Source organism: Acrocarpospora macrocephala, from assembly GCF_009687865.1.
GTDB classification, from domain to species: Bacteria; Actinomycetota; Actinomycetes; order Streptosporangiales; family Streptosporangiaceae; genus Acrocarpospora; species Acrocarpospora macrocephala.
The window spans coordinates 12581-37279 of record NZ_BLAE01000007.1; the positions used below are offsets into that span (position 1 = coordinate 12581).

Annotated in this window: 21 protein-coding genes and 1 pseudogene; 16 read left to right on the top strand and 6 right to left on the bottom strand. The window is 66.6% G+C overall.

What is annotated here, in order from left to right; translation table 11 throughout:
- Positions 1-53: 53 nt before the first annotated feature.
- From Amac_RS05955 to Amac_RS05970, 5 genes are all read left to right on the top strand, one after another.
- Positions 54-200, top strand: a complete 147-nt coding sequence (locus Amac_RS05955) for a hypothetical protein (RefSeq protein ID WP_155353308.1) — start codon at positions 54-56, stop codon at positions 198-200.
- Positions 197-1603: a cytosine permease gene (locus tag Amac_RS05960; protein ID WP_218040896.1), complete on the top strand. Its 1407-nt coding sequence runs from the start codon at positions 197-199 to the stop codon at positions 1601-1603. The genes Amac_RS05955 and Amac_RS05960 overlap by 4 nt, the downstream gene beginning before the upstream one ends.
- A 297-nt stretch (positions 1604-1900) precedes the next feature.
- The gene (locus Amac_RS53520; protein ID WP_170322343.1) at positions 1901-2224 is read left to right on the top strand and encodes a hypothetical protein; all 324 of its coding nucleotides are present in this window, start codon (positions 1901-1903) and stop codon (positions 2222-2224) included.
- Entirely contained in the window at positions 2217-2834 is a 618-nt protein-coding gene (locus tag Amac_RS05965; RefSeq protein WP_170322344.1) for a DUF2637 domain-containing protein, read from the top strand. Before Amac_RS53520 ends, Amac_RS05965 begins: the two co-directional genes overlap by 8 nt.
- An 86-nt stretch (positions 2835-2920) precedes the next feature.
- The gene (locus tag Amac_RS05970; protein WP_155353311.1) at positions 2921-3142 is read left to right on the top strand and encodes a hypothetical protein; all 222 of its coding nucleotides are present in this window, start codon (positions 2921-2923) and stop codon (positions 3140-3142) included.
- 1190 nt (positions 3143-4332) lie between these two features.
- Here the strand turns inward: Amac_RS05970 and Amac_RS05975 are convergent.
- Together Amac_RS05975 and Amac_RS05980 are read right to left on the bottom strand one after the other, a co-directional pair.
- Positions 4333-4656 (bottom strand): hypothetical protein, encoded by a 324-nt coding sequence (locus Amac_RS05975; RefSeq protein ID WP_155353312.1) that lies wholly within the window; start codon positions 4654-4656, stop codon positions 4333-4335.
- Positions 4657-4890: 234 nt separating this feature from the next.
- The gene (locus Amac_RS05980) at positions 4891-5799 is read right to left on the bottom strand and encodes a hypothetical protein (protein WP_155353313.1); all 909 of its coding nucleotides are present in this window, start codon (positions 5797-5799) and stop codon (positions 4891-4893) included.
- 395 nt (positions 5800-6194) lie between these two features.
- Here Amac_RS05980 and Amac_RS05985 point away from each other — a divergent pair, with 395 nt between their 5' ends.
- From Amac_RS05985 to Amac_RS06000, 4 genes and pseudogenes are all read left to right on the top strand, one after another.
- The gene (locus Amac_RS05985) at positions 6195-6368 is read left to right on the top strand and encodes a hypothetical protein (protein ID WP_155353314.1); all 174 of its coding nucleotides are present in this window, start codon (positions 6195-6197) and stop codon (positions 6366-6368) included.
- A gap of 1019 nt (positions 6369-7387) precedes the next feature.
- Positions 7388-8395 (top strand): hypothetical protein, encoded by a 1008-nt coding sequence (locus tag Amac_RS05990; protein ID WP_155353315.1) that lies wholly within the window; start codon positions 7388-7390, stop codon positions 8393-8395.
- Positions 8396-8476: 81 nt separating this feature from the next.
- A pseudogene (locus Amac_RS05995) lies at positions 8477-9394 on the top strand (Tn3 family transposase); the annotation flags it as partial.
- 66 nt (positions 9395-9460) lie between these two features.
- Positions 9461-11083: an AbiJ-related protein gene (locus Amac_RS06000; protein ID WP_155353316.1), complete on the top strand. Its 1623-nt coding sequence runs from the start codon at positions 9461-9463 to the stop codon at positions 11081-11083.
- A 79-nt stretch (positions 11084-11162) separates the two neighbouring features.
- Here Amac_RS06000 and Amac_RS06005 read toward each other — a convergent pair whose 3' ends face one another.
- Positions 11163-12719, bottom strand: a complete 1557-nt coding sequence (locus Amac_RS06005; RefSeq protein ID WP_170322346.1) for a serine/threonine-protein kinase — start codon at positions 12717-12719, stop codon at positions 11163-11165.
- A gap of 219 nt (positions 12720-12938) precedes the next feature.
- Between Amac_RS06005 and Amac_RS06010 the strand changes: the two genes are divergently transcribed.
- Positions 12939-13133: a hypothetical protein gene (locus Amac_RS06010; RefSeq protein ID WP_155353318.1), complete on the top strand. Its 195-nt coding sequence runs from the start codon at positions 12939-12941 to the stop codon at positions 13131-13133.
- Between the two features lie 184 nt (positions 13134-13317).
- Here the strand turns inward: Amac_RS06010 and Amac_RS06015 are convergent, their stop codons facing one another.
- Positions 13318-14106: a hypothetical protein gene (locus Amac_RS06015; RefSeq protein WP_155353319.1), complete on the bottom strand. Its 789-nt coding sequence runs from the start codon at positions 14104-14106 to the stop codon at positions 13318-13320.
- A 369-nt stretch (positions 14107-14475) separates the two neighbouring features.
- Between Amac_RS06015 and Amac_RS06020 the strand changes: the two genes are divergently transcribed.
- Both Amac_RS06020 and Amac_RS06025 read left to right on the top strand, forming a co-directional pair.
- The gene (locus Amac_RS06020) at positions 14476-15411 is read left to right on the top strand and encodes a S8/S53 family peptidase (protein WP_155353320.1); all 936 of its coding nucleotides are present in this window, start codon (positions 14476-14478) and stop codon (positions 15409-15411) included.
- Between the two features lie 55 nt (positions 15412-15466).
- A complete protein-coding gene (locus Amac_RS06025; RefSeq protein ID WP_155353321.1) occupies positions 15467-15853 on the top strand; it encodes a hypothetical protein in 387 nt (128 codons plus the stop codon).
- Positions 15854-16284: 431 nt separating this feature from the next.
- Here the strand turns inward: Amac_RS06025 and Amac_RS06030 are convergent, their stop codons facing one another.
- Positions 16285-16476 carry a hypothetical protein gene (locus Amac_RS06030; protein WP_155353322.1) on the bottom strand — a complete coding sequence of 64 codons (192 nt, stop codon included), beginning with the start codon at positions 16474-16476 and terminating at the stop codon, positions 16285-16287.
- A gap of 254 nt (positions 16477-16730) precedes the next feature.
- Between Amac_RS06030 and cas3g the strand changes: the two genes are divergently transcribed.
- Genes cas3g through csb2 form a run of 4 tightly spaced genes read left to right on the top strand, consistent with a single transcriptional unit; the run spans position 16731 to position 23752 of the window.
- Positions 16731-19178, top strand: coding sequence for a type I-G CRISPR-associated helicase/endonuclease Cas3g (gene cas3g / locus Amac_RS06035; RefSeq protein WP_155353323.1), 2448 nt, complete (start codon positions 16731-16733; stop codon positions 19176-19178).
- On the top strand, positions 19175-21388 hold the full coding sequence (cas8g1, locus tag Amac_RS06040; protein ID WP_155353324.1) for a type I-G CRISPR-associated protein Cas8g1/Csx17: 2214 nt from the start codon (positions 19175-19177) through the stop codon (positions 21386-21388). The genes cas3g and cas8g1 overlap by 4 nt, the downstream gene beginning before the upstream one ends.
- Complete coding sequence (gene cas7g, locus Amac_RS06045; protein WP_218040897.1) at positions 21385-22323, top strand: type I-G CRISPR-associated RAMP protein Csb1/Cas7g; 939 nt, start codon at positions 21385-21387, stop codon at positions 22321-22323. The genes cas8g1 and cas7g overlap by 4 nt, the downstream gene beginning before the upstream one ends.
- A gap of 1 nt (position 22324) precedes the next feature.
- Positions 22325-23752, top strand: coding sequence for a type I-G CRISPR-associated protein Csb2 (gene csb2 / locus Amac_RS06050; RefSeq protein ID WP_155353325.1), 1428 nt, complete (start codon positions 22325-22327; stop codon positions 23750-23752).
- Positions 23753-23836: 84 nt separating this feature from the next.
- Here csb2 and Amac_RS06055 read toward each other — a convergent pair whose 3' ends face one another.
- Positions 23837-24133 carry a hypothetical protein gene (locus Amac_RS06055; protein WP_155353326.1) on the bottom strand — a complete coding sequence of 99 codons (297 nt, stop codon included), beginning with the start codon at positions 24131-24133 and terminating at the stop codon, positions 23837-23839.
- Positions 24134-24699: the final 566 nt, after the last annotated feature.

Genomic DNA, 24699 nt, shown 5'->3' on the forward strand with positions numbered 1-24699 from the left:
TGTCATAATAATGACCGGTTTCTAGAGTGAGGGCAAAGTCCCTGGAGGGCGTCGTGCCAAAGCAGCTCATCGAGCGGATCGAGCAGGTCGACGATCCCGCGGAGCAGGGCGTGCCCTTCACCCGGGGCGACTACGTCCTGCTGTTTCTGGTGACCTTGGTGGTGCCGCTCATCGCGCTCTGGGCCGGGGCGGCGATGTGATCGAGCGGGGCGAGAGCGGGTGGCCGATTCCCCGCTCGGAACGTCCGTGGAGTGGCCTGCCCGTGTTCTTCGCCTCGGCCTCGACCGCCATCGCCACCTGGTGCTTCTTCATCGGAGGGCAGGTCGCGGACTATCTGAACGCCACGGCGGGCACCCTGACCATCATCTGCGGGTCCCTCCTCGGCATCCTGCCCGTGATCCTCGCCTGCCTGCCCCCCTGCGGGAAGTACGGCGTCGACTCCGTCGTCACCAGCAAGGCCCAGCTCGGTACGCGCGGCTCGATCTTCGCCATCGCGCTCATCTACGTCTCCATCGTCGGCTGGAACGTCATCCTGATGATCTCCTTCAGCCGGGCGGGCGCCGAGATCCTCATCGCGACGGGGGTCGCGCCGCGGTCGGCGCGTACCCTGCTGGAGACGGCCATGTCCCTTATCGGCGCGGCTGTCGTCTGGTATGCCCTGCGCAAAGGGGCGGACTCACTGCGGAGCGCGACAACCTTCATGGCCCCCGGAGTGATCGTGCTCGGGCTCGTCGTGCTGGGCCTGCTGATCCAGCGGATCGGATGGCACGAGATCGCCGCCGCCGAGCCGGTCGCCGCCCGCCCCGACCCGCGGTACAACTACGCCACGGGCGTGGAACTGCTGGTATCGAGCAACCTGTCCTGGTGGCCGTACGCCGGCGCGATCATCAGGCTCTCCCCCAGCGTCCGGGCCACGCTCTGGCCGTCGGTGTTCGGCCTGGGCCTGTCCGTGGGCCTGGTCTCACTGATCGGCCTCTACACCGGCCTGGCCGTGCCGGGCTCCGGCGGCGACCCGACCCGGCACCTCCTCGCGCTCGGCGGCCTGTGGGTCGCCCTGGCGGGCCTGGCGTTCATCGTGCTCGCCAACGTCGCCACCATCGTCGTGGGCAGCTACGTGGCCGCCCTCGCGCTGCGCCAGGTCCCGCCCGTGAACCGCGCCCACTGGAACGTCAGCACCCTCGCCGCCATCATCCCGGCCACGATCGCCTCGGCGTTCTTCGCCGTCCCCTCCGCCGAGCACTTCCGCACATTCCTCGCGTTCTGCGGCGTCCTGTTCGGCCCGATGGCGGGAATCCAGATCGCCGACTACTACCTGCTGCGCGGCCGGCGACTCGACATCGCGGCGGCGTTCGACAACTCGCGCCACTCCGCCTACTACTTCTGGAACGGGATCAACCCGGTCGGCTTCGCCGCGCTGGCCGCAGGCTTCGCCGGCTACTTCTACCTGCTCAACCCGCTCACCTACACGTCCCACCCGCCCTACGACTACATCACGGCCGCCATCCCCGCCGCCCTGCTCTCCGCCGCGATCTACACCCTGGGCGTCACGCTCATCCTCCGCCCATCCGGGAAGGGCGGCTACCACCGCCAAGGGAAGCGCTGATGACAACCCACGCACGGATCTATGTCCGGAATCCGCGCGCTTCGATGTCCAGTGCTCGAAGAATCGGGGTCAGCTGATCAAGAAGGCCGGTTCGCTTGGCCGCGAACCGGCTGGGCGAGTGACCTCTTCGGCGTGAAGCAAATTCGGTGAGTCGATCTAGGTCGTTGTGAGTCGAACGGGGTTCCCCTCACCTGCATCAACGCCCTGAGGGGGTCGCGGTGAGTCTGGGCTAGCCGGAAGGCGTTGGCTCCCTAAATTGGCTCCCGTGGCTCCCTCCCTGGGCGGGAGAGGAGCCCCATGACCAACAAGATCAATTACCACTCCCCTGCCATCAAAACCCCGACAAGCTTGCCCGAGAACACCCCCGTCCTCGTCTGGTATCCGCTGTCAGAGGCTGTCGAGCAGGACCGAACCGCGTGGGCGTGGTTGCCTGGCACCGTCCTGAGCCAGTGCAGGCCGGACGAATGGCACTTCGTCGTTGAAGTTCCGGCCCGTGCGGTACGGGACGGCGATGGCCCGGGGAGCCTCCAGTACCCCGCATGTTTTCGCGACTCCACGGAAATCCACGCGATCACGGAGGACCAGTGGGAGCAAGCGCGGAAGGAGTTGGCCCGTGGCTGATCGCCTCACACGGATCACAACGGCGCTTGCCGTGGCCGCCGTCGCTCTGGTGGCGGCAGTGATCTCCTACCAGCACGCCTACGAACTGGTGCGCTCGCACGGTGAGTCCGGCATCACGGCGCGCCTGGTGCCGTTCACGGTGGATGGGCTCATCTGGGCCGCGTCGATGGTGATCCTCAACGCCAGCAGACGCAACCAACGGGTTCCGGTGTTGGCCAAGTGGAGTCTCGGCGTGGGCGTTGTGGCCACGATAGGTGCCAATGTGGCGCACGGCGTAAACCACGGCATCGTCGGTGCCCTCGTCAGCGCCTGGCCAGCAGTGGCCCTGGTGGGATCCTTCGAGTTGCTAATGATGCTGACCCCCAGCGCCACAGCACCAGCGGACAAGCAGCAGACCCATGCCACCAACGCAACCGACATGGATCACGGAGAACCGACACGCACCAAAGTGGAGCAGAGCCAGGACCAAGCGATCCTTGCCGACTACATTGCGAGCCTTCAAGGCCCGGGAAGGCCGCTGTCTCAGCGCTTTCTCGCCGCCAAGCACGGCGTTGATCGTCGTAAGGTGAAGCAGATCATCTCTAACATGGCGCACCCCGAACCAGGGTGAAGCTAGACCTGGAGCCAGCCCGGAACGCCCCTTTCTCATCACGCTTCGCACATGGGGAAGGGGCTCCGAAGCCCAGTGGCTCCGGTTTGGTGGAGTTCCGCTGCGACCATCAAGGCATCATCACCACCGGCGACCACACGATCAACACCCAGATCCACATCCCGGTCGAGGCGTTGCGGCCGGTCAGCGAGGTGGCCGCACCACCGGGAACGCTCAACGTGGCCGGGCGGACCTGGTATTCGTCGGCCGGGCCGATGATCTGGCCGCTGTGGACGCGGCGCTCGCGCACCGAATCGCGGCCGGTGTAGGTTCATGCCGGGTGATGGTGGCCGCGATGCACCGCCTAGGCGGAGTCGGCAAGCCCAGCCTGGCCACCCCCCTACGCCAATCTGTCTACGCTGCGCTAGCAAGCCCACTCGTCAGATTTCCGGCGGCCGGCCCCCAGGCAGGCGTTGCGCGACGCGGGTCGCTGCGGCGGTTCACATAAAGCCCATTAGCGGGTGAGAAGCAGCGTTCCGGGCCTCTTCTCTCAAACTGGCACCCTGGCGGACCGGGTGAAAGGATGTGTTCGAAGGAGCGTTACACCGCACAGGTTTCACCTCTGTCCGGTATACCGAAGGCGCCTGTGCGGGCAGCGCATCGTCGCCCTGGGCCATGCCGTGATCAATCGCAGCGCCCAGGGTTTTGTCCGGCCATGCGGTCGCTGCGTGATTGTCGGTCGGCGGAGCTACCGTAGCTTTCGTAAGCCTGTCACCCCCCCCGCTGATGGCGCCACTCAAAGGAGCGGCTTTCGTGGCCCCACGCTGTCTGTACCGGGCAACTGCCGCTGAACTCTCCGTCCTCATCGCCCGGCGCGGGCTCATTCGAGAGCTCAGGCGAAGCTACGGCGAACTGGTCGGCGGTGATCTGGAGCGGCGGGAGGTCGAGTCGTGGCGCCAGCATCCCCACCGTCGTTGAGCTCCTGGTGGAGGCGGGCCTGGCTGATGTGCAGGTGTTGGTGGAGTTGAAGACTCCGATCAGCGATGTGCGGATGGACATGGTCCTGGTGGGCTCCCATCCCGATGACGGTCAAATGTCGTTGGTCGTGATGGAGAACAAGCAGTGGTCGCAGGCGGTGCCCGGCCCGGTCCCCGAACTGGTCTATGTCGCGCGGGCGCGTGGGTCCAAGCCGTACGCGCACCCGATCAAGCAGGTGTGGGACTACCGCCAGGTCCTGATCGACTACATCCCCTTGGTGCGGAGGGCGGCGAAGGTGCACTGCGTCGTCAACATGCACAACGCCACCAGTGCGAGCCTGGCGGCAATCCGGCCCTCCACCGTCGGCCTGGAATACGACCCCACTGTTGTGCGCATGTACTGTGCCGATCACCGTGAGCACTTCAAGAGCACCCTGCGTGCGGTGCTGACGCCGGAGGGTCTGCGACCCGCTGGGCGAGCCGGGAGGCACCTTCGAGCTGCCATACGGCGACCTCACCGACTCCTCGGCCGCCTCGCGGTCCTACCGCCCATAACGCACCCGGCCCGGACTGCTGCCCGGCTTCTCCGGCACCACCACATCCGCCCAATGCTCCTCGTACGGGAAGTAATCGTACGGCTCGGCCACCGCCGGGTGCTCCTGGAACACGGCGTCCTCCAGCGCCCTGCGCGCCGCATCCACAGCCTCGATCGCAGCCTCCAGCTGCTTCGCCGGAAACGCCCTCGGTCCGGTCTGTGGGTACGCGTTCAGCAACGAGACCTGCTCGTGCAACAGCTGGTTCCGCACGCCGGAGAGCACCTGCCCCAGGCGTAGGTGCTCGGGGTGGGTGAGACCGCGCTTCGTCATCGTGCTGCTCCTCAATTCGGGCTGGGCGCAGCGTACCTCGCACCTCAAAGATCTCATCCTCGGAGAGCCTGACACGCAGCGTCGTCATGGCCGAATCCTATGATCTACTCGACAGCCTGCCGGTGCATCAGCTCGTACACGTGACCGCCCTTAGTCCAGGGCCTCGCGCCCGCCCGCGTGACCTAGCCGCTCGAGCGCAACCAGGGGCGATATCGTGTCGGCTGGCAGCTCCCGCTACGAGGCGACATTCGCCGTTTTCGTGCGGTGGAAGGCGAAGTACGCCTCCGTCTCCCCACAGTGGTGGGTACAGCGACGGCCGGACAACTGGTCGGCGAGCTCCTTAAGGTCCTCCAGCGCAGCAGCCGCGGCCGATGTACGGATCAGCCCATCGGCGCCCACATAGACGAAGCCGTGCTCGAACAGGGCATCGCACCCGCTCAGGCACGCCGCCATCACGTTGCGCAGATCCAGTCGCTCGGCGTGCGAGGCGTCGACGCGCCGCTTGACATGCGCGGCATGCACCATCCGGCGCGGCAGGATCCGACCGCATAGGTCGCACTGCAGGGATGTCCGCTGGCCGAATTTCACTCGGCGGATCTGCCGCTGTTCCTTTCGGGCGAACGCGGTACGAGCGACATCGGTAGAGCCGTTGACGACGATCACCACATCCTCGTCGATCACGTCGAGCGGGTCCTGCTCGTCATCGGCTTGAAGTTCAGCCAGCCCCAATAGCGCCTCGGAGGAGGAGATGAGCGGCGAGCCCTGCTTGTTGGCCGACATGCGCAGGGCTTCCATCGGGTCAATGCCGAGGACCGGCCCGTGGACATTGTGGTCGTCGCTGACGAAGTCGAGATCGATCCGCTCGGGATACAGCTTGCCCGTTCCGTCAGGCCACATGATGGTGGTGGCGGTGTAGAGCGAACGTGTGACCTGCGCGACGAGGACCCTGCCAAGGGTGGCGAACTCCCAGTTGCCCGCCTTGACGCGGGTGCCCGGACCGCAGTGGCCCAGCACCAAGTAGTCGCCCTCTTGTAAGGAGCTGGCGATGGCGCGCCCGTTCGCCTTGTCTAGGACGCCGCGCTCCCAGCCCCAGATGTTGTTCTCGACGCCGATGGCCAGGTTGTTGGCCGACTCGCGCGGCACGTAGACGTACGCCGTTCTACTCATTGACACGTCCTCGCTTGGGCCCATTCGGGCGAATTGGATATTGCGCCCCGCTGGCGGGCGTACCGGTGATTAACCTGGACTTGTACCACTCGGCACCGACAAATGCAGCCTGCGCGAGGCGTAACCGTAATCGCACCCGACGAGCCTGAGCAGTTCGACCGAGTGTCCACTCCGACGGTGGGACGTTCCTGACGGCCCAGCCGTAGCAGGGCAGAAGTCGGAGCCGACGACGCCAACGGCCGCGCAATAGGACTCTTCGATACCCGTCCCCGGTACATCACCTCGAACAGGTAGCTGCCCCTGACGAGGATGCTGATCACAATTTGTGCCTATCTGCTGTCGTTCCGCGTGCGGCACATCACGATGGAGGCGTGAGCAACGGGAACGGCTGGCGGAACACAGCCGCAGTCCTCGCGGTGGCCATTGTGGCGGGGCTGGTCGCAGTCGTCGAAGGGGCGGTAGACCTTGATGACGAGGTAAACGTCGCGGATCTGGCTTCCGTGGCTCTGGCCGCGGCGACGGCCATCGGTGTGGTGGTGGTCTAGGCCCGCCGCTCCTCCCAGGCGGGCACCGGCGAAACTGCGGCCGATCCCGTGAAGGCGGCACGGGTGCTGGCCGCCCGGGTCCAGAAGCCATGGAGCGAAGAGGCACGGCTGCGCTCCCTTGGTGATCCCGAGCCGATTCCCGTCATCTGGAACTTGACCAGTGATCCGGCCCTGATGAACCAACCCCGCTTGATCAGTCGCGACGGAGATGTCCTGCTGACCCTCGATGGCCGCAGTGACCAGGTCCCAGCCTTGGCTCGCGCCTTCCGTGACACGCTTAAGCGCCGTCGGCTGGTCATTACCGGCGGGCCGGGCACTGGCAAGACCACTCTGGCTGTGCAGCTTCTCTTGGGGCTCCTGGCCACTCGCGCTGCCGACCTGGCAACGGTTCGAAAGGCCAAGACAAGTGAGGTAGTGCCGGTCCCAGTTCTGCTGCCCCTCAGCAGCTGGAACACCACCACCCATCCCCTACTGCAGGATTGGCTCGTTGACCGACTCGCTCCCGATCTTGGAAAGCGCACCGCTGACGCGCTCCTAAGTGGTGGGCACATCCTGCCTATCCTGGATGGGTTGGATGAGATCGCCGACGGGGGCCCGTGCCGCCATAATAACCGCCCTCAACGACTCCCTCGGCGACAGTGACCAACTCATCCTCACCAGCCGCACCACCGAATTCGCTACCGCCCTTCGTGAGGCCGGTCGCCCGCTGACCAGTGCTGTCGTCATAACTCCGCAGCCGATCACTGCCGAGACGGCCGCAGCGTATCTGACCGCCTGTCTATCCGACCCGCCCAGCCCTTCCTGGCGTCCAAACTCCGCCAGGACCGCATCCTTGACGAGGCCAAACACACCGCCGACCCCGTCCACCTTATGCGCGTGTTCGGCATCTCCGCCGCCACCGCCATGAAGTACGTCTACACCGCCCACCCCGAACGCCGATCCACCCTGACACGGTGACCATCGGGTTCGGGATGGGAAACCCTGTTGGCACACGATCTGGGCCCTGCCAGGCTGAACTCGTGCCCGATTACGCCTTCTACACCGACCGGACCGGCCGGTCCGTCGCACGGATCAGCGAGGCGATCACGCCTCTGGCCTGGCGCGGCCTCGTCATTCTGATCCAGCAGCGGCTGGACGGCGGCTCGCTCGCCCGCGCCTTTCCCGAGTACGGCTGCATGGATGACCGCGGTCGCAACACGATCACCGGCACCGATCGTGAGAACTTCTTGGCTGCACTTGAGGCCCACATCCCGCAGTTGACCGAGCCGCCGCCGGCCCCAGAGGACGAATGGGGCGATCCGCCCCGGGCCAGATCTCCACTGGATAGGGACACAACACCGGGCACCTTCGCCGCCCTCGATCTCATCGACTTTGTCGCCATGCACATCGACCAGCCGAGTTCCAGCAGCCACCATGCCTGGGGCGGTGATCACATCCACTACTACTTCAGCGCAGACGGGTATGATCCCTTCTTTGAAAGCCAGCTCACGCCGGGGCAACAACGGCTCCAGGACGAGATCGAACAGCTCTTCAGACGCACCGGCATCGCCTTCACGCTGGGCGACGACATGCGCGTCCATCGCCTCGGCCCGCCCGAGGCACGTGCCCTGATCTCTGACTTCCGGCCGAACACCGGCGACTCCCAGCTGGATGACCTGCTCAACGGTGCCTTCACCCGGTTTCTCTCCCGCGTTCCCACCGACCGTCAGGACGCGATCGAGAAGCTCTGGGACGCCTTCGAGCGCCTCAAGACTCTCGAACTGGGCGATCGGAAGCAGAAGCTGAACTCCATAGCTCAGCTACTCGACAGGGCGGCACCCGAGCCGTTCCGCGGCGAACTCGACAACGAGTTCAAGACGCTGACCGACATCGGCAACCAGTTCAGGATCCGGCATCACGAGCACGGCAGCCATGACCTCCCGAACGACGCGGCCAGGGACTACCTGTTCATCCGCTGCGCCAGCCTGATCGCTCATGTGCTGCGCCAGACCGGTCGGATGACCGACGCCGAGATGCCTCAGCGATAGGGTCAGCGAACCCGCCGCGCACGCGGCGGGGAAGCCGCTCAGACGCCTAGGTTCCACAACCTCAATGGTCAGGAATCCGCGAACCCGCGCGCGTCCGGCTATGGCGGCCTGGCCTACCGGCACGTCTCCAACACCTACGTCGCCCTGTTCTCCCACTTCATCCCCTGCGGGGTGTGGGAGGCGGTCTACATCATCGAAGGGCTGCTGAAGAACGCCTCGGAGATCCAGCCCGACACCATCCACGCCGGCACCCAAGGCCAATCGCTGCCGGGGTTCGACCTGCTGCCCCGCATCTGCAATTGGCACGACCTGATCTTCTACCGGCCCGCCCCGGACACCGTCTACCAGCACATCGATGCGCTTTTTGGGGACGAGGCGATCGACTGGGTGCTGATCGAGACCCATTGGACCGACCTACTGCGCACCGCAATCTCAATTCGGCAGAACCGGATCTCCTCGGTCACCCTGCTGCGGAGGCTGGGCAACCACTCCCGCAAGAACCGCCTCTACCGGGCCTTTCGCGAACCCGGCCGCGCGGTGCGGACGATCACCCTGCTGTACCTGTCGGACCCGGACCTGCGCGAGCAGATCTCCCAGGCCACCAACCGCAACGAGGCCTTCCACGGCTTCGCCGACGGGCTCATGTTCGGCGGCAAGCTCATCGGCCACAACGACCCCGACTACCACGAGAAGATCATCAAGTTCAACGAGCTGCTCGCCGACTGCGTCATCTACTCCACCGCCTGCGACATCACCGACGCCGCCAACGCCATCGCCGCGCAAGGCCGCCCGGTCGATCCTGACGACCTAGCCACCATCTCGCCCTACCTCACCCACGTCATCCGCCGGTTCGGCAACTGGACTCTCAACCTGCCCCCTCCTGCCGCCGCGCCCACGACGCACCTCGACCTCGAATTTCGCGTCTTGTTCGCCCGTGAGGCGATGGATGTTCCCGGGCTCCCGCGGCTCCCTGGAGTGATTCCTGCGTCCGGGGGCTGAGGTGCTCGGTAGCGTGGCTCAGCAAGCCTCTGCCCGAGATCAGAGTGGCCAGGGGATAATGAGGCGATGCTTCCCGGTAACCCCTTCCTGAAGGGTTTCAGCCAGACGCCGAACGGGACGATCTTCGATTCCGCGCGGGTGGAGCAGCTGCGCAGGGGGCCGTTGGGGGACCTCGCCGATGTGGACGCCGCGTTAGCGCTGGCCCGTCTGACCTGGGACGAGCTAGTGGAATACGGCACCGAGCGGAAGAACCTCCGGCTGGACAACGTCGAGATCGCCGTCGCGTTGAGGGCTCTGCGTGCTGTCCTGGGGCATCTTCGTATCGTGTTCGACCCGCCGTTTCGCGACCAGTCCGGTTTCCATCAGTACTGGAAGAGCCGGGGAATGTCGGATGCGGGAGGCTGGGCGAAGCGGCGGGCCTACCTCACCGACCTGTTCGAGCCGGTGCTCGCACAGCTGGAGACCATCGAGGACACGCAGACCGGGCAGCAAGCCGACCGCGATGGCGCTGCCGGCCAGATCACGGAGGTCACCCGCCGTAGGCTCATCGACGGGCTCGACGCGGTCCGCAAGAAGATCATGGATGAGCCGGCGGAGGGGGGCGCCCCGGTCGAGCGCCCGGATCTGTTTTGGTGGGGCACGCTCGACGAGGTCGCCTTTCTCGACCGCTTGTACGACCTGGACCGGATGCCGAGCCTCGACCCCCGGTACGCCACCGCCCGCTTGGACCTCATCCAGCACTGCATCAACAACGACGACTTCCCCGCCGACTGGATCTACCGGGACGAGCGGTTCGGCATCGGCGCACACGATGGGCGGCTCCTGCGGTTCCTGGCCGAGACCCTCCACCCCGTGGTGCGTCCTGAGCAAGTCGAGGTCCGGCATCTGCACGCCTTCTACAGCTCCGTCCTTGCCCATGACGGGTACGAGCTCGTCCAGGTCGACCAGATCAGCGGGGCGCCGATCTTCGCCGGCCGCAGGATCGGCGGTGGTGTCTCCGGGACGATGAAGAACATCATCTTCGCCGCGGACGGGCCCAAACCCGAGATCGTGCTCGGGGACGCGGTGAACAACGACATCCGGATCGTGTGCAATGCCGAGAACTGCCTGGTCTACGACAGGCCCCTGAAGCCCGAGGGGCTCACCTGGGCCGACCTGCTGTCCTGGTGGCGCGACCGCCAATCCCTCCCCACCGAGGTGTCCGATCTCGATGCCGGACGAGATCTGTGCAATCGGCTATGGAGGTCCCTGGCGAGCAAACCCGAGCAGGTCCTCTTCCACGCCTACGCCCGGGCCTATCTCCTGCGCGAGGACACCACTCGCTGCCCCGCCCTCATCCCGCAGGTGTACCTGCACTACGACCCGCAGACCCGAAGGCAGCGAGGCGGCAAGGACAGCGTGCTGGGACGCGAGCGCATGGACTTCCTGCTGCTCCTGCCGCACAGTACCCGTGTCGTCCTTGAAGTCGACGGCCAGCAGCACTACGCCGACGGCATGGAGGCAGGGGCGGTCGCCTCGCCCCAGCTGTACTCCAAGATGGCCGCCGAAGATCGGGCGCTGCGGCTCAAGGGGTATGAGGTGTACCGGTTCGGCGGTCACGAGCTGACCAGGAACGAGGCCGCGGTCACCGCGATGCTCCAGGAGTTCTTCGAAGCCCTGCTGGCCAAGCACCCTTTCACGGCGCCCTGATCCGACCGGCCGCCCTCACCAGAACCAGGTCCGGCTGGAGGTGCGTCACGAGGACTGCCAGCTGTCGCGGGGGAGCGCTTCAGAAGCTGGGCTTGTCGGTGAAGAGGTCGGCCAGCCCGGCGCGAAGAACAGGATGCAAGGTGCGCACGACCGAGTCTCCGACCGTCCATGCGGCTGTTCCTGGCTCTGCCTCGCGGAGTCCCTCCAGGGCGGCGAGGGCCTCGTCGGTGTCGCGGATGCGCTGGAGCATCGTGACGGCCACGTCCCTGACGTGCCACCGGTTGTGATGCATCCCGAGTTCGGCGAGCCCGCAGATGGCCTCCTTCAGGATCGTCAGATCCTGGGTCACCCGCGCCGCACGCTCGGCGAAGTTCGCCAGGCGATCGCATGTAGTGAAGCCGAAGTTGCCGCTGAGCCGCCGGACGAACGCCTGGAAGACCCGGGTGAAGGTCGTCGGGTTGCCCTCCCACCACCGCTCCACCGACTCTACGGGCAACGCGCAGAACGCCCAGGCGAACTCGCCCATGTCGTCGTAGTCGTTCAAGTCGATCTCGTTCGCCCACTGCTCCAGTTCGTCGAAGGCCGTGGGGTCGGCGATGTAGCCGGCCTCCAGTCGAGGGAAAAGCCGTTGGCCCCTGTCCTCCGCTGTTTCCCAGAAGCCGGGGGGAACCGGCCTGAAGACGGCCTCGATCGCGTCAAGCAGGTGTGTCGCGCTCTCGTAGCGACGCTCCCGGTCCGGCGAGATCGCACGCTGGATCACCCCGCGCAGCGGGCCCGCCGGGATGTCGTCGTTGACGGGCAGGCCCTTGATGATGAGCGCCTGCATGATCTTGCCAGCGGAGTAGACGTCCGCGCGCGCGTCGACGTGCTTGGAGTCCCTCATCTGCTCGGGGGCCATGTAGTAGTGGCTGCCCATGACGTCGTAGGTCTCAGTGAGCACGCTGCTCTCGTCCACAACACGGGCCAGCCCGAAGTCGGCGATCGCCCACTCCCCGCCGCGGGACCGCAGCACGTTCTCGGGCTTCAGGTCGCGGTGGAAGATCCCTTCGCTGTGGATGTGGGCCAAGCCCCTGCAGACCGCGCGCATTACCTTGGCGATCTCCTCCGGCTCCGTGATGTTGCCGACCTCGTCGGCGAGGCTTCCCAGCGCGAGGGGCATGGCGTACCACATACCCACGTCGGGGTCGTTGCCGCTGGCGATGACCGGCATCAGGTTCACGTGGTTGAACTCGGACATCAGCCGGAGTTCCCGCTCGAAGCGGGCGACGATGTCCGGATCGGCCTCCCGCAGGATCTTGACCGCCGTACGAGCCCGGTCACCGGCCGACGCGAGGTCTCGGGCCCAGTAGACACTGGCGAATCCGCCCTCGCCGAGCTTGTTACCCAGCTCGAACCTCCGGCCCACCGACTGCGGACCGGCCGCCGCCTCAGGACGTCCTGCGCCGCGGCGCAAACCGCTGCCGCGCCACCGGCGGATCATGTCCAGGTCCCAAATGGCGCCCGCACTCAGTTCGGCGATCGGCGCGGGAAACCCGGGCCGCTGGCGGAGCTTGGTCACCTGCTGCCGAGTCACCCCGAGTTCATCGGCGACCTCCGTCACCCCGCCGAGGCGGAGTGGGGAGTTATTAGTTGTCATGACGTCAACCATAGCGGAATAGTTGACGCTAAGGTGCCTATTATTTCGGCGGCGGTGGGCCTGTCCAGGAGTTCGGCGAACCGGTCCCGGGCGGATGCGAACAGTCCGTCGCGGGTGATGCCGCCTCCTGTTCCAGCGGCCGCAACTCCTTCCGGCTGGCTGTCAGGTTCAGGTCATGCTGGATGCGGCAGTCCAGGCCCTGCCACCAGGTGCCTCGGCATGTTGTGCCTGCACATCCTGCAGAGCTGCCTCGGCTACCTGATCAACACGCTGATGATTGAGGACATCCTTGCCCTGCTGGAGTGGCAGGGTGAGCTCACCGACGCCGACCGGCGCGGCCCACTCCGATCTTCCACACCAAACATGACACTCTACGGTGAGGTGGAGTGCGGTCGGATCGCCATCTGGACGTGACCGGGTTCCTCACCTCCTGAAGGTTGATAGCGGACGGCCGAGTCGATGTTCGAACGCAGCTTGACCGAGATGGCTGGCCGCCGCGTACGGGCCATGGCATCCCGTTCCTCGTATGCCCAGGTCATCGACCAACGCCCGGTGTCCTGGGGAACGTCGTCTACGCGAAGTCCTCGACGGCTAGGCCTTAACGAGGCGCACGCGGGAGGAACCAGATGAGCATAGTCATGATGGCCAGCGCTGCGAGCGCGCCGTAGGCGAACCAGACCGCCGACCGCAGCAGCCTCGCCGCCCTCGTCGCGTAAGTGCGCCGGTCGTCGTACCAGGCTTGGAGTTTGCGGTTGTCGCTGACATCGACCGCGACAGGCCAGCCATAGGCGGCGCGGTGACCGAGCGCCAGGGCGGTCGCGGCCAGGCCGAGCCCGGTCAGGAGCGCGGCGGCGACGGCCAGTTTCACGTTGTTGGTGAACCCGCTGAGCGCATCCTTCGCCGTCGCTACTCCGACCAGGGAGAACAGTCCGAATACACTCGCTACCCCGGTTACCCATTTCTCGGCGGACGACTGAACCGACCTGTCCTGTCCGTCCACGGCATGGTTTAGGGCCACCGCCGCTGCCAGCATGTCGTGCTCCGCCTCGACGGTCAGTCGATAGCCGCCGCCGGACTGAACGGTCAGCGTGCCCAGCCACCACCGCCCACAGCCATAGAATCCCGGGGGTTGCTCGTGCCCCATTCGACAGGTGCAGATGATCTGACGCGTGACCGACGTCGCCGCCGCCGAGTCCTCGACCATTGATGGAACGCCTCCCGAGGACGTCACCCATTCCGCGAGGCGAATCTCATTGTCGTGGTGGCACATCGGGCACGTGCCGACCAGGGTCGGGAGTCGGCCATTGTCGTCCGGGATCACCTGCCAATGCTCGATCTGATCCTGCGTGACCGGGAATCGCTCGTGAACGTAGGCGATATTTTCCACGCCAGCCAGCCTTCTGGGATATTTGCCCAGTTCTGCGAATTAGGGTGCGAATTGCTAATTCTGAGTTAAGCACGTATTACTACAGGTGGGAACAGTGAGTCTCTCAGGCGTCGCGGAAACGTGGAGGCCATAATGTCGGTGCGCCGGACGCGGACGAGAACGCCGCGACGCGGGGAGACGTCACCAGACGGGGCTGGCAGCGCGCCTCCTCAAACCGCACCGGAACCCCCACTCGCAGACTTCTCCACCCTGACGGGCCGCTGGACTGACCTTCAGCGGGCGATCAACGCCTGGGACCGACTGATCGAGGGCCCAGCGTTACGGGTCCTGACGCCTCCGCGTGCGCTGCCGTTCCCGGCGAGCCCCGATGTGGACGCGGCTCGGGTGGTCCGGGTCGCGGTGGTGCGGCACGAACCCCAGGCAGCATCCGCGCTGGTCGCCCGGGTGCGCGGCGCCCTCCGACGTCTGGGGATCGAGGGCGTGGTCGTGGAGGCGGGATACTTCTTCGTCCCCGCCGCAACGCGTGACGGGAATTGGAAGGACTGGACGGTCCAGTGGAATCCCGACCGTCAGGCCGCGCTCTTCAGACCGCGCCGCGTCGCGCTGCCTTCTGCCGCACTGGGTGTCCGCTGGATTCCACGATGGACAGGGCGGCGGCTCGTAGTCCTCATCGACACGGGGGACGCGCGGGCGGGCGTCCAGATAGGCTTCAGCGAAGATCGTCGGCCTCGTGAAGAAGCCGGGTTCGACAACCACGGGCATGGGACCACGGTGGGCAGCCTGATACGCCACCTGTCTGCGGATGCCGAAGTTCGCTGCTATCGCGTCTTCCAGCGCAGCGAGATACGTGCGCCGTCCAGCGTCGTCATCAACGCGATCAGCGTCGCGGTCAATTCGAACGCCGTGCACGTGGTGTGCGTGCCGCTGCGCGCCGAGATCGCGCACAGGGACGAAGGTGCCCGCGGCGGACTGGACCTCGTCCTTTGGCAGCGGACAGATGAGGGGCAGCGGACGCCGGTGGTGGTGTGCGCGGCGGGGAACAGCGGTCCGTTGCCGATGTCCTACCCCGCCACCGTCTCCGGCGTGATCGTCTCTATCGGCGTCGACTGGAGCGGGGACCCCGCCGACTACAACTGCCCGCCACCGCCGGGACTGTCCCCGCACATGATCGAGGCGTTCGGAGGAGTCAGCAACGACCCAATCGGCGTCCTCCGGCGGCCCGGTCATCCGGAAAGGGTTATCTATGGGAGCTCCTACGCGACCGCGCAGATAGCAGGGGCCATCGCCCGTACGGCCGACCGTTGAGCGCGCGGCGACGAGAACGGTGCAGCGGCCGAGCAGAACCGACCTGGAGGCGGCGGTGAACCTGCTCAAATGGGTGCGGCTGGAAGTGGAGAACGGGAATGGCCAGACCCCGTTGCTGAACACGGAATTGGACGATGTGTGGAATGCCGCGAATATCGCGCTGTCCGTCGTGCAAGAGGGCGAGATCGGATATCGGCGGATCAATGAACTCGTCGATCACATCGGCCCAGGGCATGGACGCCGGGAGGCGATTACCTTCGAGACGATAGCTCGCTACGCGGGGCCTATTCTCGCCATACTGAACGCGAAACTGAACAACTGGCCGAGCGGGCGGGCCTACGAACAGCCGCGTCAGAACTCGGTCACCCTGCCCACGAACCCGAGGCAGCGCCGTAGACGCGACGGGCGGGCCTCTCCTGGCCGAGATCTCGAGCCCGGTTGAGGATGTTCGGCTCGTGCGGCCCAGTCACGCGGCAGCACGCGGTCCAGTGGGGGCCGAGGCAGCGGAGCGGGACGGCGGCGCCGTCGCGCGGGTTGCGGGCGCAGCGAACTCCCCACCCCCGTAGTTGGTCGCTGACCAAAGCCTGGCTGGTGGCCACCACGATGTCCCAGGCGTGCACGGCGGCGTCCATCGCAGCCGGGCCAGTCCCAGCTCCGCGGGAAGCTTGTGCGGCGGGACGGGGGACGTCCGGGGCCGGAGGCGATCGTTGTGCACGCGGCGGCGGCCTCGGTGGGGCGCTCGGAGAGGGCGACAGGGTCGCCGTCGAGGTGCCCTGAGTGCGTGATCGGGTTGCAGTCCAGGCCGCCCTCACCGGTGCAGGTCCGAACCAGCCTCTACAGCGCGGGCCGAGCGTGCCGTAACGCCGGGATCGGTCAGTTCTTTTCCGCGTCGAGGTGGCGGTAGCGCCTGCTCGTACAAGAGCGTCGCCGCAGGACGTACCCGTCGTCGATGCCTAGGGTCACGACCCGCTGGTAGACCTGGGCCTCCAGTAGGTCGCGGATCGACTTCTCCGCCGGGCCGTGGTTGTGCACCTGGGCCAAAAGTAGCGCCCGATCGGGAAGCAACGAAGGATCTCTAGCCCCGAGCCCTCGGTGACCAGGTTCCAGTAGTCGATGCCGAGCGGGCCCCGGTCTCCTCCAGGATCGGCAGCGGGCCGCCGCGGACCGTAGGCCTGAGATGTAGGGAACTCCCTGCTTAGGGGGCTCTACGTGGTGCGGTCACGTTACTGGCCGAAATTGTCGGTCTATGCCGCTAGATTGCGGAGCCTTCATCAACTTCAAATTCTGAGACGGTCAACACGTTTCCGAGGTGACCCCGTATGCGTGATGCCCCGCAGAGCGACGCGTTCAACGAGTTCGTGGCGCGTGCAATAGGTGAGGCGAGAGCTCCATACCCCTACCAGGTGCGACTTGCCCAGGAAGGGCTGCCGGACCTGCTGAGGGTTCCGACGGGGGCGGGGAAGACGCTGGCGGCCGTGTTGCCCTGGCTGTGGCGCACCTATGAGTTGCCCGAGGTTACGCCACGACGATTGGTCTACGTGCTGCCGCTTCGGACGTTGGTGGAACAGACGGCGCGGGAGGTCGCGGGGTGGTTGTTCAACCTGGGCAAACGCGCATCTCATGAGCCGGAGGGCGCAAGCGACGAGGACGAGGTGATCCTTCAGGTTCTAATGGGCGGGGCTGATCGGCAGGATGACGCCTGGCAGTTGGCGCCGGACAAGCGGGCGATCCTGATCGGCACCCAGGACATGGTGTTGAGCCGGGCATTGATGCGGGGGTATGCGCAGACGCGGGCGAGGTGGCCGATCTCCTACGCGTTCCTTCATGCCGATACCCAGTGGGTGCTCGACGAGACGCAGTTGCTCGGGCCGGCGCTGCCGACCAGTGCGCAGCTTCAGGGGTTGCGGGACAAGCTGGGAACGGCGGCGCCCACCAGGTCCATGTGGATGTCGGCCACGCTTGCCGAGGACGGGTTGTCCACGGTCGACCATGACGTGAGCAGCCTGCGGACGGTCGAGTTGTCGGCGGAGGATCGGACGGGCCCGTTGGCGAAAAGGCTGAAGGCGACCAGGACGATCGAGCGGCTGGATCTTCCAGCGGATTCCAAGAGTTACCCTGCGGCGTTGGCTCGGGCGCTCATCGAGCGACACCGCCCAGGCACACGGACGATCGCGGTGCTGAACACGGTGGAACGTGCCACCGCCGTCTGCGAGGCGGTTCGGAAGACGGATCCGCAGGCCGATGTGGTGCTGATCCATTCCCGGTTCCGGCCTTCGGAGCGCAAGACGTTGATGGACCTGGTCACGGCCGACCCACCCCCAGCGGGCCGCATCGTAATCTCCACCCAGGTCTTGGAGGCGGGCGTGGACATCACCTCCAGGACCTTGTTCACCGAGGTTGCGCCCTGGAGTTCGATCGTGCAGCGGGCGGGGCGGTGCAACCGCGGTGGCGAGTACATCATGGCCTGCCTGCTGTGGGGTCGTCCGCCGAAGGGGCGAGATCCTGCGGCGCCCTACCAGGAGGACGACGTGCAGGCCGCGGCGGACGCACTCGGGGAGTTGGAGGGGATCGCGGTCACCTCCACACAGCTTCAGCGGCGTGCGGTGAAGCAGGTGCCCGAGTTGCATGCCGTGCTGCGCCGCCGGGACCTTCTGCAGTTGTTCGACACCATGCCGGACCTCACAGGTGCCGACATCGATGTGAGCCCGTGGATCCGCGACGGCGACGACACCGGTGTCTTCGTGGCGTGGCGGGATTGGTCCTCCAGCGGGGGCCAGCCGGCCCAGGATGAGCCGCTGCCTTTGCGGACGGAGCTGTGCCCCGCACCGATCGCGGACGTGAAGAAGCTGGCCACTCCAGACAGCGGAGCCCGCCAGATGTGGGTACGCGACCGCGTGGGGGGAAACTGGCGGAGAGGTTTCCGGGCCGATGTTGTGCCCGGTGCTGTGCTGCTGGCTAATGCGTCCGCGGGGGGATACGACCCAGTGCTCGGGTGGGCTCCGGGCAGTCGTACCCCTGTCGCGCCGGTCCCGGCTGTGGATGACGCCGGGGAAGAGGGTCCGGCGGAGGGCGACGCCCTCGGCGATGATGGCTTGTCGCACGAGCTGCCTTGGGTGGGGCTTGCCCAGCACTTGGAGGATGTGGAAACAGAGGTGGCCACGGTCGTCGGCCAGCTGTCTGTGCCTGGTCTGACCGCGGCGCAGATCGCCGCGGCGGGGTTAGCGGGGCGCTACCACGACCTGGGCAAGTGCCATGAGGTGTTCCAGGTGACCCTTAGGAAGTCGGGGCCGAACCCCCCGCCCGGGCTTCTGGCCAAGTCGCCCGACATGGGGGTGCGGCACTCCCGAAGGTACTTGCGGCATGAGCTGGTCAGCGCGCTGATGCTGACCCATCCCGAGTGCCGTCTGCTCGATGGCCGGCAGGAGCGGGACTTGATCGTCTACCTGGTCGCTGCTCATCACGGGAAGGTTCGAATCAGCGTGCGCTCGGTCCAGGATGAGGCGATGAAAACTCCACCTCTGCTGCTCGGGGTGGCTGACGGCGACCTAACCCCGGCGTTCGACCCCACACCGGGCGAGCACCTCGAAATGCTCACCTTGTCGACGTCGTCGCTGAGGATCGGTGCCGCAGACGGCGACTCCTGGACTACCAGGGCCGTGGCGCTGCGGGACCGTCGTGATCTGGGGCCGTTTCGGCTGGCGTATCTGGAGGCGCTGGTGCGGATCGCCGACATGCGGGTCAGCAAGGCCTACCGGGAGGGCAGATGAACCGGATCACGCTGCGTGGCTGCCGGGCCGACGTGCTGGCCGGCTACCTTCAGGCGCTCGGCCTGCTACGGGTTGTCGCCGAGCAGGTCGATCCACGTGCTCGAATGCACTGGCGCGGTGACGTTGCGGTCCTGGACACGACCCTCAGCGAGGAGGAACTGTTCGCCTGGCTGGTGGACGCCTATGTTCCGGTTCCGATCGTCTCGCCGTGGAACTCCGGTTCCGGTTTCGCAGGCAACGGGAAGAGCCGCACAGCGGAAAAGTCCCTGGCTGACGTCCGTACGCTCAACGACGAGCGTTTCCGCCCCCTGCAGGCGGCGATCGCCAAAAGCGAGCAGATCGTCGCGGAAGGGCGGCGGCGGGGATGGGGAGGGAACAAAGGCGAGCTGTGGGCCAAGGACCGCAAGATCGACGTGATCCGGCTGTGCCGTGCCCTTCTCCCTGACGACGCGCTGCCCTGGCTGGATGTTGCGGTCACGCTGACCCTCGACGACCTGGCCTTCAACGCCCTGGCGGGGACGGGAGGCAACTTCGGCCGCCAGGAGCTGTCGGCGACCTACTACGACCGGCTGCTACGGCTCATAGGCCCCACGGCGAAGCTGGCCGACAGCCGCGCTTGGGCGGAGGCGGCGGTGCTGGGCCGGGAGGATGTCGCCTACCTACGAGAAACGGTCGGCCAGTACGACCCAGGCCGGGCCGGAGGCATCCACTCCGCTGCTGACGAAAAGGGCGACGGCTTCGCCAACCCGTGGTCATTCGTGCTGGTCATGGAGGGGACGCTGCTGTTCGCCAGCGCCGCGGTGCGCCGCAACGGGACGGGGAGGTCAGGGGAGGCCAAACCGTTTTTCACCCGCTCGACACCGCTCGGCCACGGCAGCGCGGCCGAGGCCGAATCGGTCAAGGGCGAGCAGTGGGTTCCGCTGTGGGATCAGCCGGCCGGGGCCGGCGAAGTCGCCCAGCTGATCGGTGAGGGCAGGGCGCAGTGGCGGCACAGGCAGGCGACCTCCGGGCTGGAGTTCGCCCTGGCCCTGGCCTCGCTCGGGGTGGACCGCGGGCTGACGGGTTTCCACCGTTTCGTGATCGCCGAACGCCTGGGACAAAACCCGCTCGCGATCCACGCCGGGAAAGTCAAAGTGGCCGCTCGCCCCGACGAGGGCCTGCTCCGGGGGCCGTACACGTGGCTGGAGCAGGTGCGCAGGGCCGGGGCTACCAACGCCGTGGCCTCTGCGTTACGTCGGGTCGAGCGCGAAGTGTTCGCCGTCGCCGCGGGTGACGGGCCGCAGGCGCTCGCACGGTTCGTGATCGAGTTCGGCCGCCTGCACGAACTGGTCGGCCAATCCGGCCAGACACGCTCGCAGGTCAAGCCGTACGCCGCGATACGCCCGCCGGACTGGCTCAAGGCGCTGGAGCATGTCAACCAGGGCCGGGAGGAGTTCAGGCTGGCCGCTGGACTCGCCAGCCTGAATGACAACCCGAAGAATCCCGGTCCCAGCATCCGCGCTCTGCTGACCCGCGCCGACGGACGGGCCTGGCAGGACGCTCCCGGGTGTGGAGTTGACCTGTTCGGCGTCACCCTAATTCGGGCGCTCGCCGAGGCGCATCGCATCCGGGTCATCAAGGCCCAAGATGACCGGCCCAGCCTGGACGGCGAGGACGTCACGTCCCGAGGCGTGCAGACGGCCTTCGATTACGGGCTGCGGCTCCCCATCAGCCTGGTCGGCCGGTTCCTGGCGGATGCCTCAGGCGACGAACTGGTCGCCGATTATCTGCGGGGTCTGCTGGCGCTTGGATGCCCGTCCCGCACCGAGGCCTCCTGGCCCCGGCAACCGGAACCCCTGGTCTCCGACTGGGGGCTGCCGCTGCTTGTGCCCTTCTTCGGAACCGGCGACCTCACCGTCCGGGTGCGCGACCGGCAAACCGGAGAGCAGCGGCCCCACCCTGTGCGGCTCGCGCCGCGACCGGATTGGATCTCCCGCCTGGCCGCCCGAGGCGTTGATGCCGTATCCCGCGAAGCCGTGACCCGGCTGCGAATGGCCGGACTAGAGCCGCGGGTGCGCGTCGTACCCGCATCACGAGCAGACGGGGCACGACTGGCCGCGGCCCTCCTGCTGTCGGTGACAAGGCAGGAGCGGGAAAGGTCGCTCACCCGGATATGCGTCGCCGAAACCGCCCGTTATGACACCCCCGACACCCAAGGAGTACCCGCGTGATCCCCCTCGACCAGCCGCGCTTGCGTTACACCGCTGACCTGCGGCCCGGGCTCGGCTCGACCTTCCAGGCCACCAACTTCCCCGACATCGGCTCGGCCAAGTTCCAGCGCGCCCAGGGTGGCGACAGCCTCCTGGTGGAGTCGGTCCAGTCGATGGCCAACCGCCTGGAGGGCATGGCCTGGGACAAGGCGTCTCAGCGGCCGGTCGCCCTGATCGAGGCCCTCCCGTACGTGCGCGTGCACCGTGCCGGCAGCCCGGAGGAATACCTCACCTCCTCCCGCGAAGAGGCACACCGCCTCGCCTCGGCGTTCGTCCGCGAGGCCACCCTGAACGGCACCCCGATGATCGAGGTCATCCGCGACTGTCTCGGCCTGGCCGCCGATACCCCGCTCAACCACCCCCGCATGGCCCGGGCGCTCATGGAGCTCGACCCGTTCTGCCTGCTCCACGGGATCTTCTTCAGCCGCAAGGAGTGGCTCGGCCAGCCGAGGTTCACCCGGGCGATCTCGGCCGTCATCGAAGCGCATGACGTGCGCGAGGTGATCAGCGGCGGACGCAAGTCCGACCATGTGCGCCACAAGCTCAACGACCAGAACGGAGAGGGCGGCGGCACCAGCGAAGGCTACGGATCGGTCCCCTTCCACCGGATCGAGTGGACCGCCGGCGAGATCAAGGCCATGTTCGTCGTGGACGTGGACCTGCTCACCTCCTACGGTCTTGGTCCGGCGGTCAGCGAGCTGCTCGTCCTGATCGCGCTGTGGGAGATCCGCACGCTGCTCTCGCGCGGGCTCCGCCTGCGCACGGCCTGCGACCTGGAAGTCGCCGAGGAGCCCAAGGATCTGCCGCAGCAGGCCGAACTCGAAACCCGGATCGCCGAACTCATCACCTCCCAGGGCGTCGGCGCCGAACCGATCACCGTGCTGTGGCGGGGCTGACATGGCTGTCGTCCTGGCCCTGCACTTCCCCTGGGGGAGATATCACGCCACCCCCTGGGGACGGTATGTCAACGAGGGAGCGGTAGAGCTGCCGCCATCACCGTGGCGGCTGCTGCGCGCCCTGTACGCGGTATGGCAACTGCGGGCACCCGAACTGGACGCCCGCGTGGTCCACGACCTGCTGGCCCGACTCGCCGTCCCGCCGTCCTACCTGATCCCGCCCTACCGGATCGCCCACACCCGGCACTACTACCCCGACAGCAAGCACCTCAGCGGGTCGATCAGCACCGACAAGGCGGTCGACGCCTTCGCCGTACTCGACGGCAACCAGACCATCTACGCCCTGTGGCCCGTCGACCTCGAACCCGAGCAGTCAGACGCGCTGGCACGATTGGCCAAATCGATCCCCTACATCGGCCGGGCCGACTCCACCTGCGAAGCACAGATATTGGAACGGGTGCCGCAGGACGCGGCTGGACATCAGCGAGCAGAGCCGATCGGCTTCGACGATTTGGACGCCCTCAGTGATGGTCACGAGCGAGCGGACCTCCTGTGCCCCGAACTGCCCCTCGACTTGGACGCGCTGGTTCTGCGCCCAGTCGACGTGCGCGCTGGCAAACTGCTCTACCCGCCCGGCACCAGAAAGATCACCTACGCGGTGCCGGCACTGTCCCGGGCGGAGCGCCCCCATCGGCGTACGAAGAAGAAGACCACCGTGGTCCGACTGGCGATCAGCGGAATCGTGCAACCGCCCATGGCACACACGGTGCCGCTGATGGACGCCCTGCGCGGCGCCTGCATCAAGGTCCTCACCCGCCAAGTCGGAGCGACCGACAGCCTGCTCGCGGGCAAAACCGCGGCCGGGACGCCCCTGACCGGCGGGCATCGCCACGCCCACTTCCTGCCCTACGACGGCAGCGGTGATGGGCGCATCGACGAAGTCATCGTCTGGACGCCCGAGGGGCTTTCCGCGCAGGAAGTCAACGCGCTGGATACCGTCACCAGGCGCAGCATCGGAGTGCCGGACGGCGTCACCGGGCCACGCGATCTCCACATGCTGCCCACCGCATCCGGCGACGAGACCCTGCTGCCACCTGAATGGAATAGCCCGGCACGCCGCTGGAGGACCATCACACCCTTCGTGCCCTCTCGCCATCACAAACCCCGGCAAACCCTCGCCGAATACCTCCACGATGAGGTCGTCCGTGAACTGAGCTACCGAGGAAACGACGTTCCCGAGGTCAGGGCCGAAGAGCAATTCGACCCCCGATTCGTCGGCTTCATCCGCCGCCGCTGGCGCGACAGAAGACCCGCCGCCACGCTTCCCAGCTACGCCCTTGAACTGCAGTTCGCCCAACCAGTCCAAGGGCCCATCACGCTGGGACACCTGTCCCACTTCGGGCTTGGGCTCTTCCACCCGGTCGGCTGACCGCCGTGACGATTCTTGATAATTGAACAGCGTGAACCTCAACTCGCTGCACTATCTGCGACCGCTGCGCTTGGTTCGGAACCTCTAGTGCACACCCGTGCCCTGGGAGGTTCCCAAGCACGGAAAAGAAATCCCGGGAACAAAACGGACAAGGTATTCGCATTGAAGCGAACGCTGAGCGTTATCAGACCAGTTCGCGAACCGCTTCACCCCGGCTTCCGAGTCGGGCTCCATTGCGGCGACCACCTCACCGCTCAGGGCCTGCCCCGCAAGAAGGCGCTTCACCCCGGCTTCCGAGTCGGGCTCCATTGCGGCGTCCATATTTGCCAAAAGCGCGGCCTGGACCCGTGGCTTCACCCCGGCTTCCGAGTCGGGCTCCATTGCGGCATCCTGAGAGCGGTCATCAGGAAACCCAGACTCACGGCCGCGTGGGTCCTGCCAGGCGGACACCAGATTCCGGGCCAGCGTTCAACTCTGATGGCCGCCCACCTGGAGGGACAAAACCCCGGCGCCGTGCTGATGAGGGCCGTGACGATCGCTTGCGGTGGTTGAGCACCGGTGATGGCTGGGGCGATCGGCGCCGTGTGCCTCCTTCGTCGGCCCACGCCATCGTCGTCGTGGGCCCTCATCTCACGGTAGAGAGAGGCCACGTACCGGGATGTGAGATGGCCGTCAGCCGTCATGTCACGTGACCATGCACCCAGACCCCGCCGTCCGTGGATCAGGAGAAACTGATGACCGCTAGCAGCATCCAGCAGGACGGCGACTACGACCAGACCCCCGCCAGCTTCACCCCGGCTTCCGGGTCGGGCTCCATTGCGGCAAGTACACGCGAGAGGATGACCCGCCGTTGCGGCTGGGCTTCGCCACGGCCTGCGGGCCGGGCTCCATTGCGGCCAGGAGCGTGGCGTGAGGCGCATCAGGGTGTGTCCAGCTTCACCTCGGCT

Coding starts and splice junctions, on each gene's coding strand:
- Amac_RS53520 (WP_170322343.1), top strand. CDS start 1,901: ATGACCAACAAGATCAATTACCACTCCCCTGCCATCAAAACCCCGACA.
- Amac_RS05975 (WP_155353312.1), bottom strand. CDS start 4,656: ATGACGAAGCGCGGTCTCACCCACCCCGAGCACCTACGCCTGGGGCAG.
- Amac_RS06000 (WP_155353316.1), top strand. CDS start 9,461: ATGCTTCCCGGTAACCCCTTCCTGAAGGGTTTCAGCCAGACGCCGAAC.
- Amac_RS06005 (WP_170322346.1), bottom strand. CDS start 12,719: ATGACAACTAATAACTCCCCACTCCGCCTCGGCGGGGTGACGGAGGTC.
- Amac_RS06010 (WP_155353318.1), top strand. CDS start 12,939: ATGTTGTGCCTGCACATCCTGCAGAGCTGCCTCGGCTACCTGATCAAC.
- cas3g (WP_155353323.1), top strand. CDS start 16,731: ATGCGTGATGCCCCGCAGAGCGACGCGTTCAACGAGTTCGTGGCGCGT.
- cas8g1 (WP_155353324.1), top strand. CDS start 19,175: ATGAACCGGATCACGCTGCGTGGCTGCCGGGCCGACGTGCTGGCCGGC.
- csb2 (WP_155353325.1), top strand. CDS start 22,325: ATGGCTGTCGTCCTGGCCCTGCACTTCCCCTGGGGGAGATATCACGCC.
- Amac_RS06055 (WP_155353326.1), bottom strand. CDS start 24,133: ATGGAGCCCGACTCGGAAGCCGGGGTGAAGCCACGGGTCCAGGCCGCG.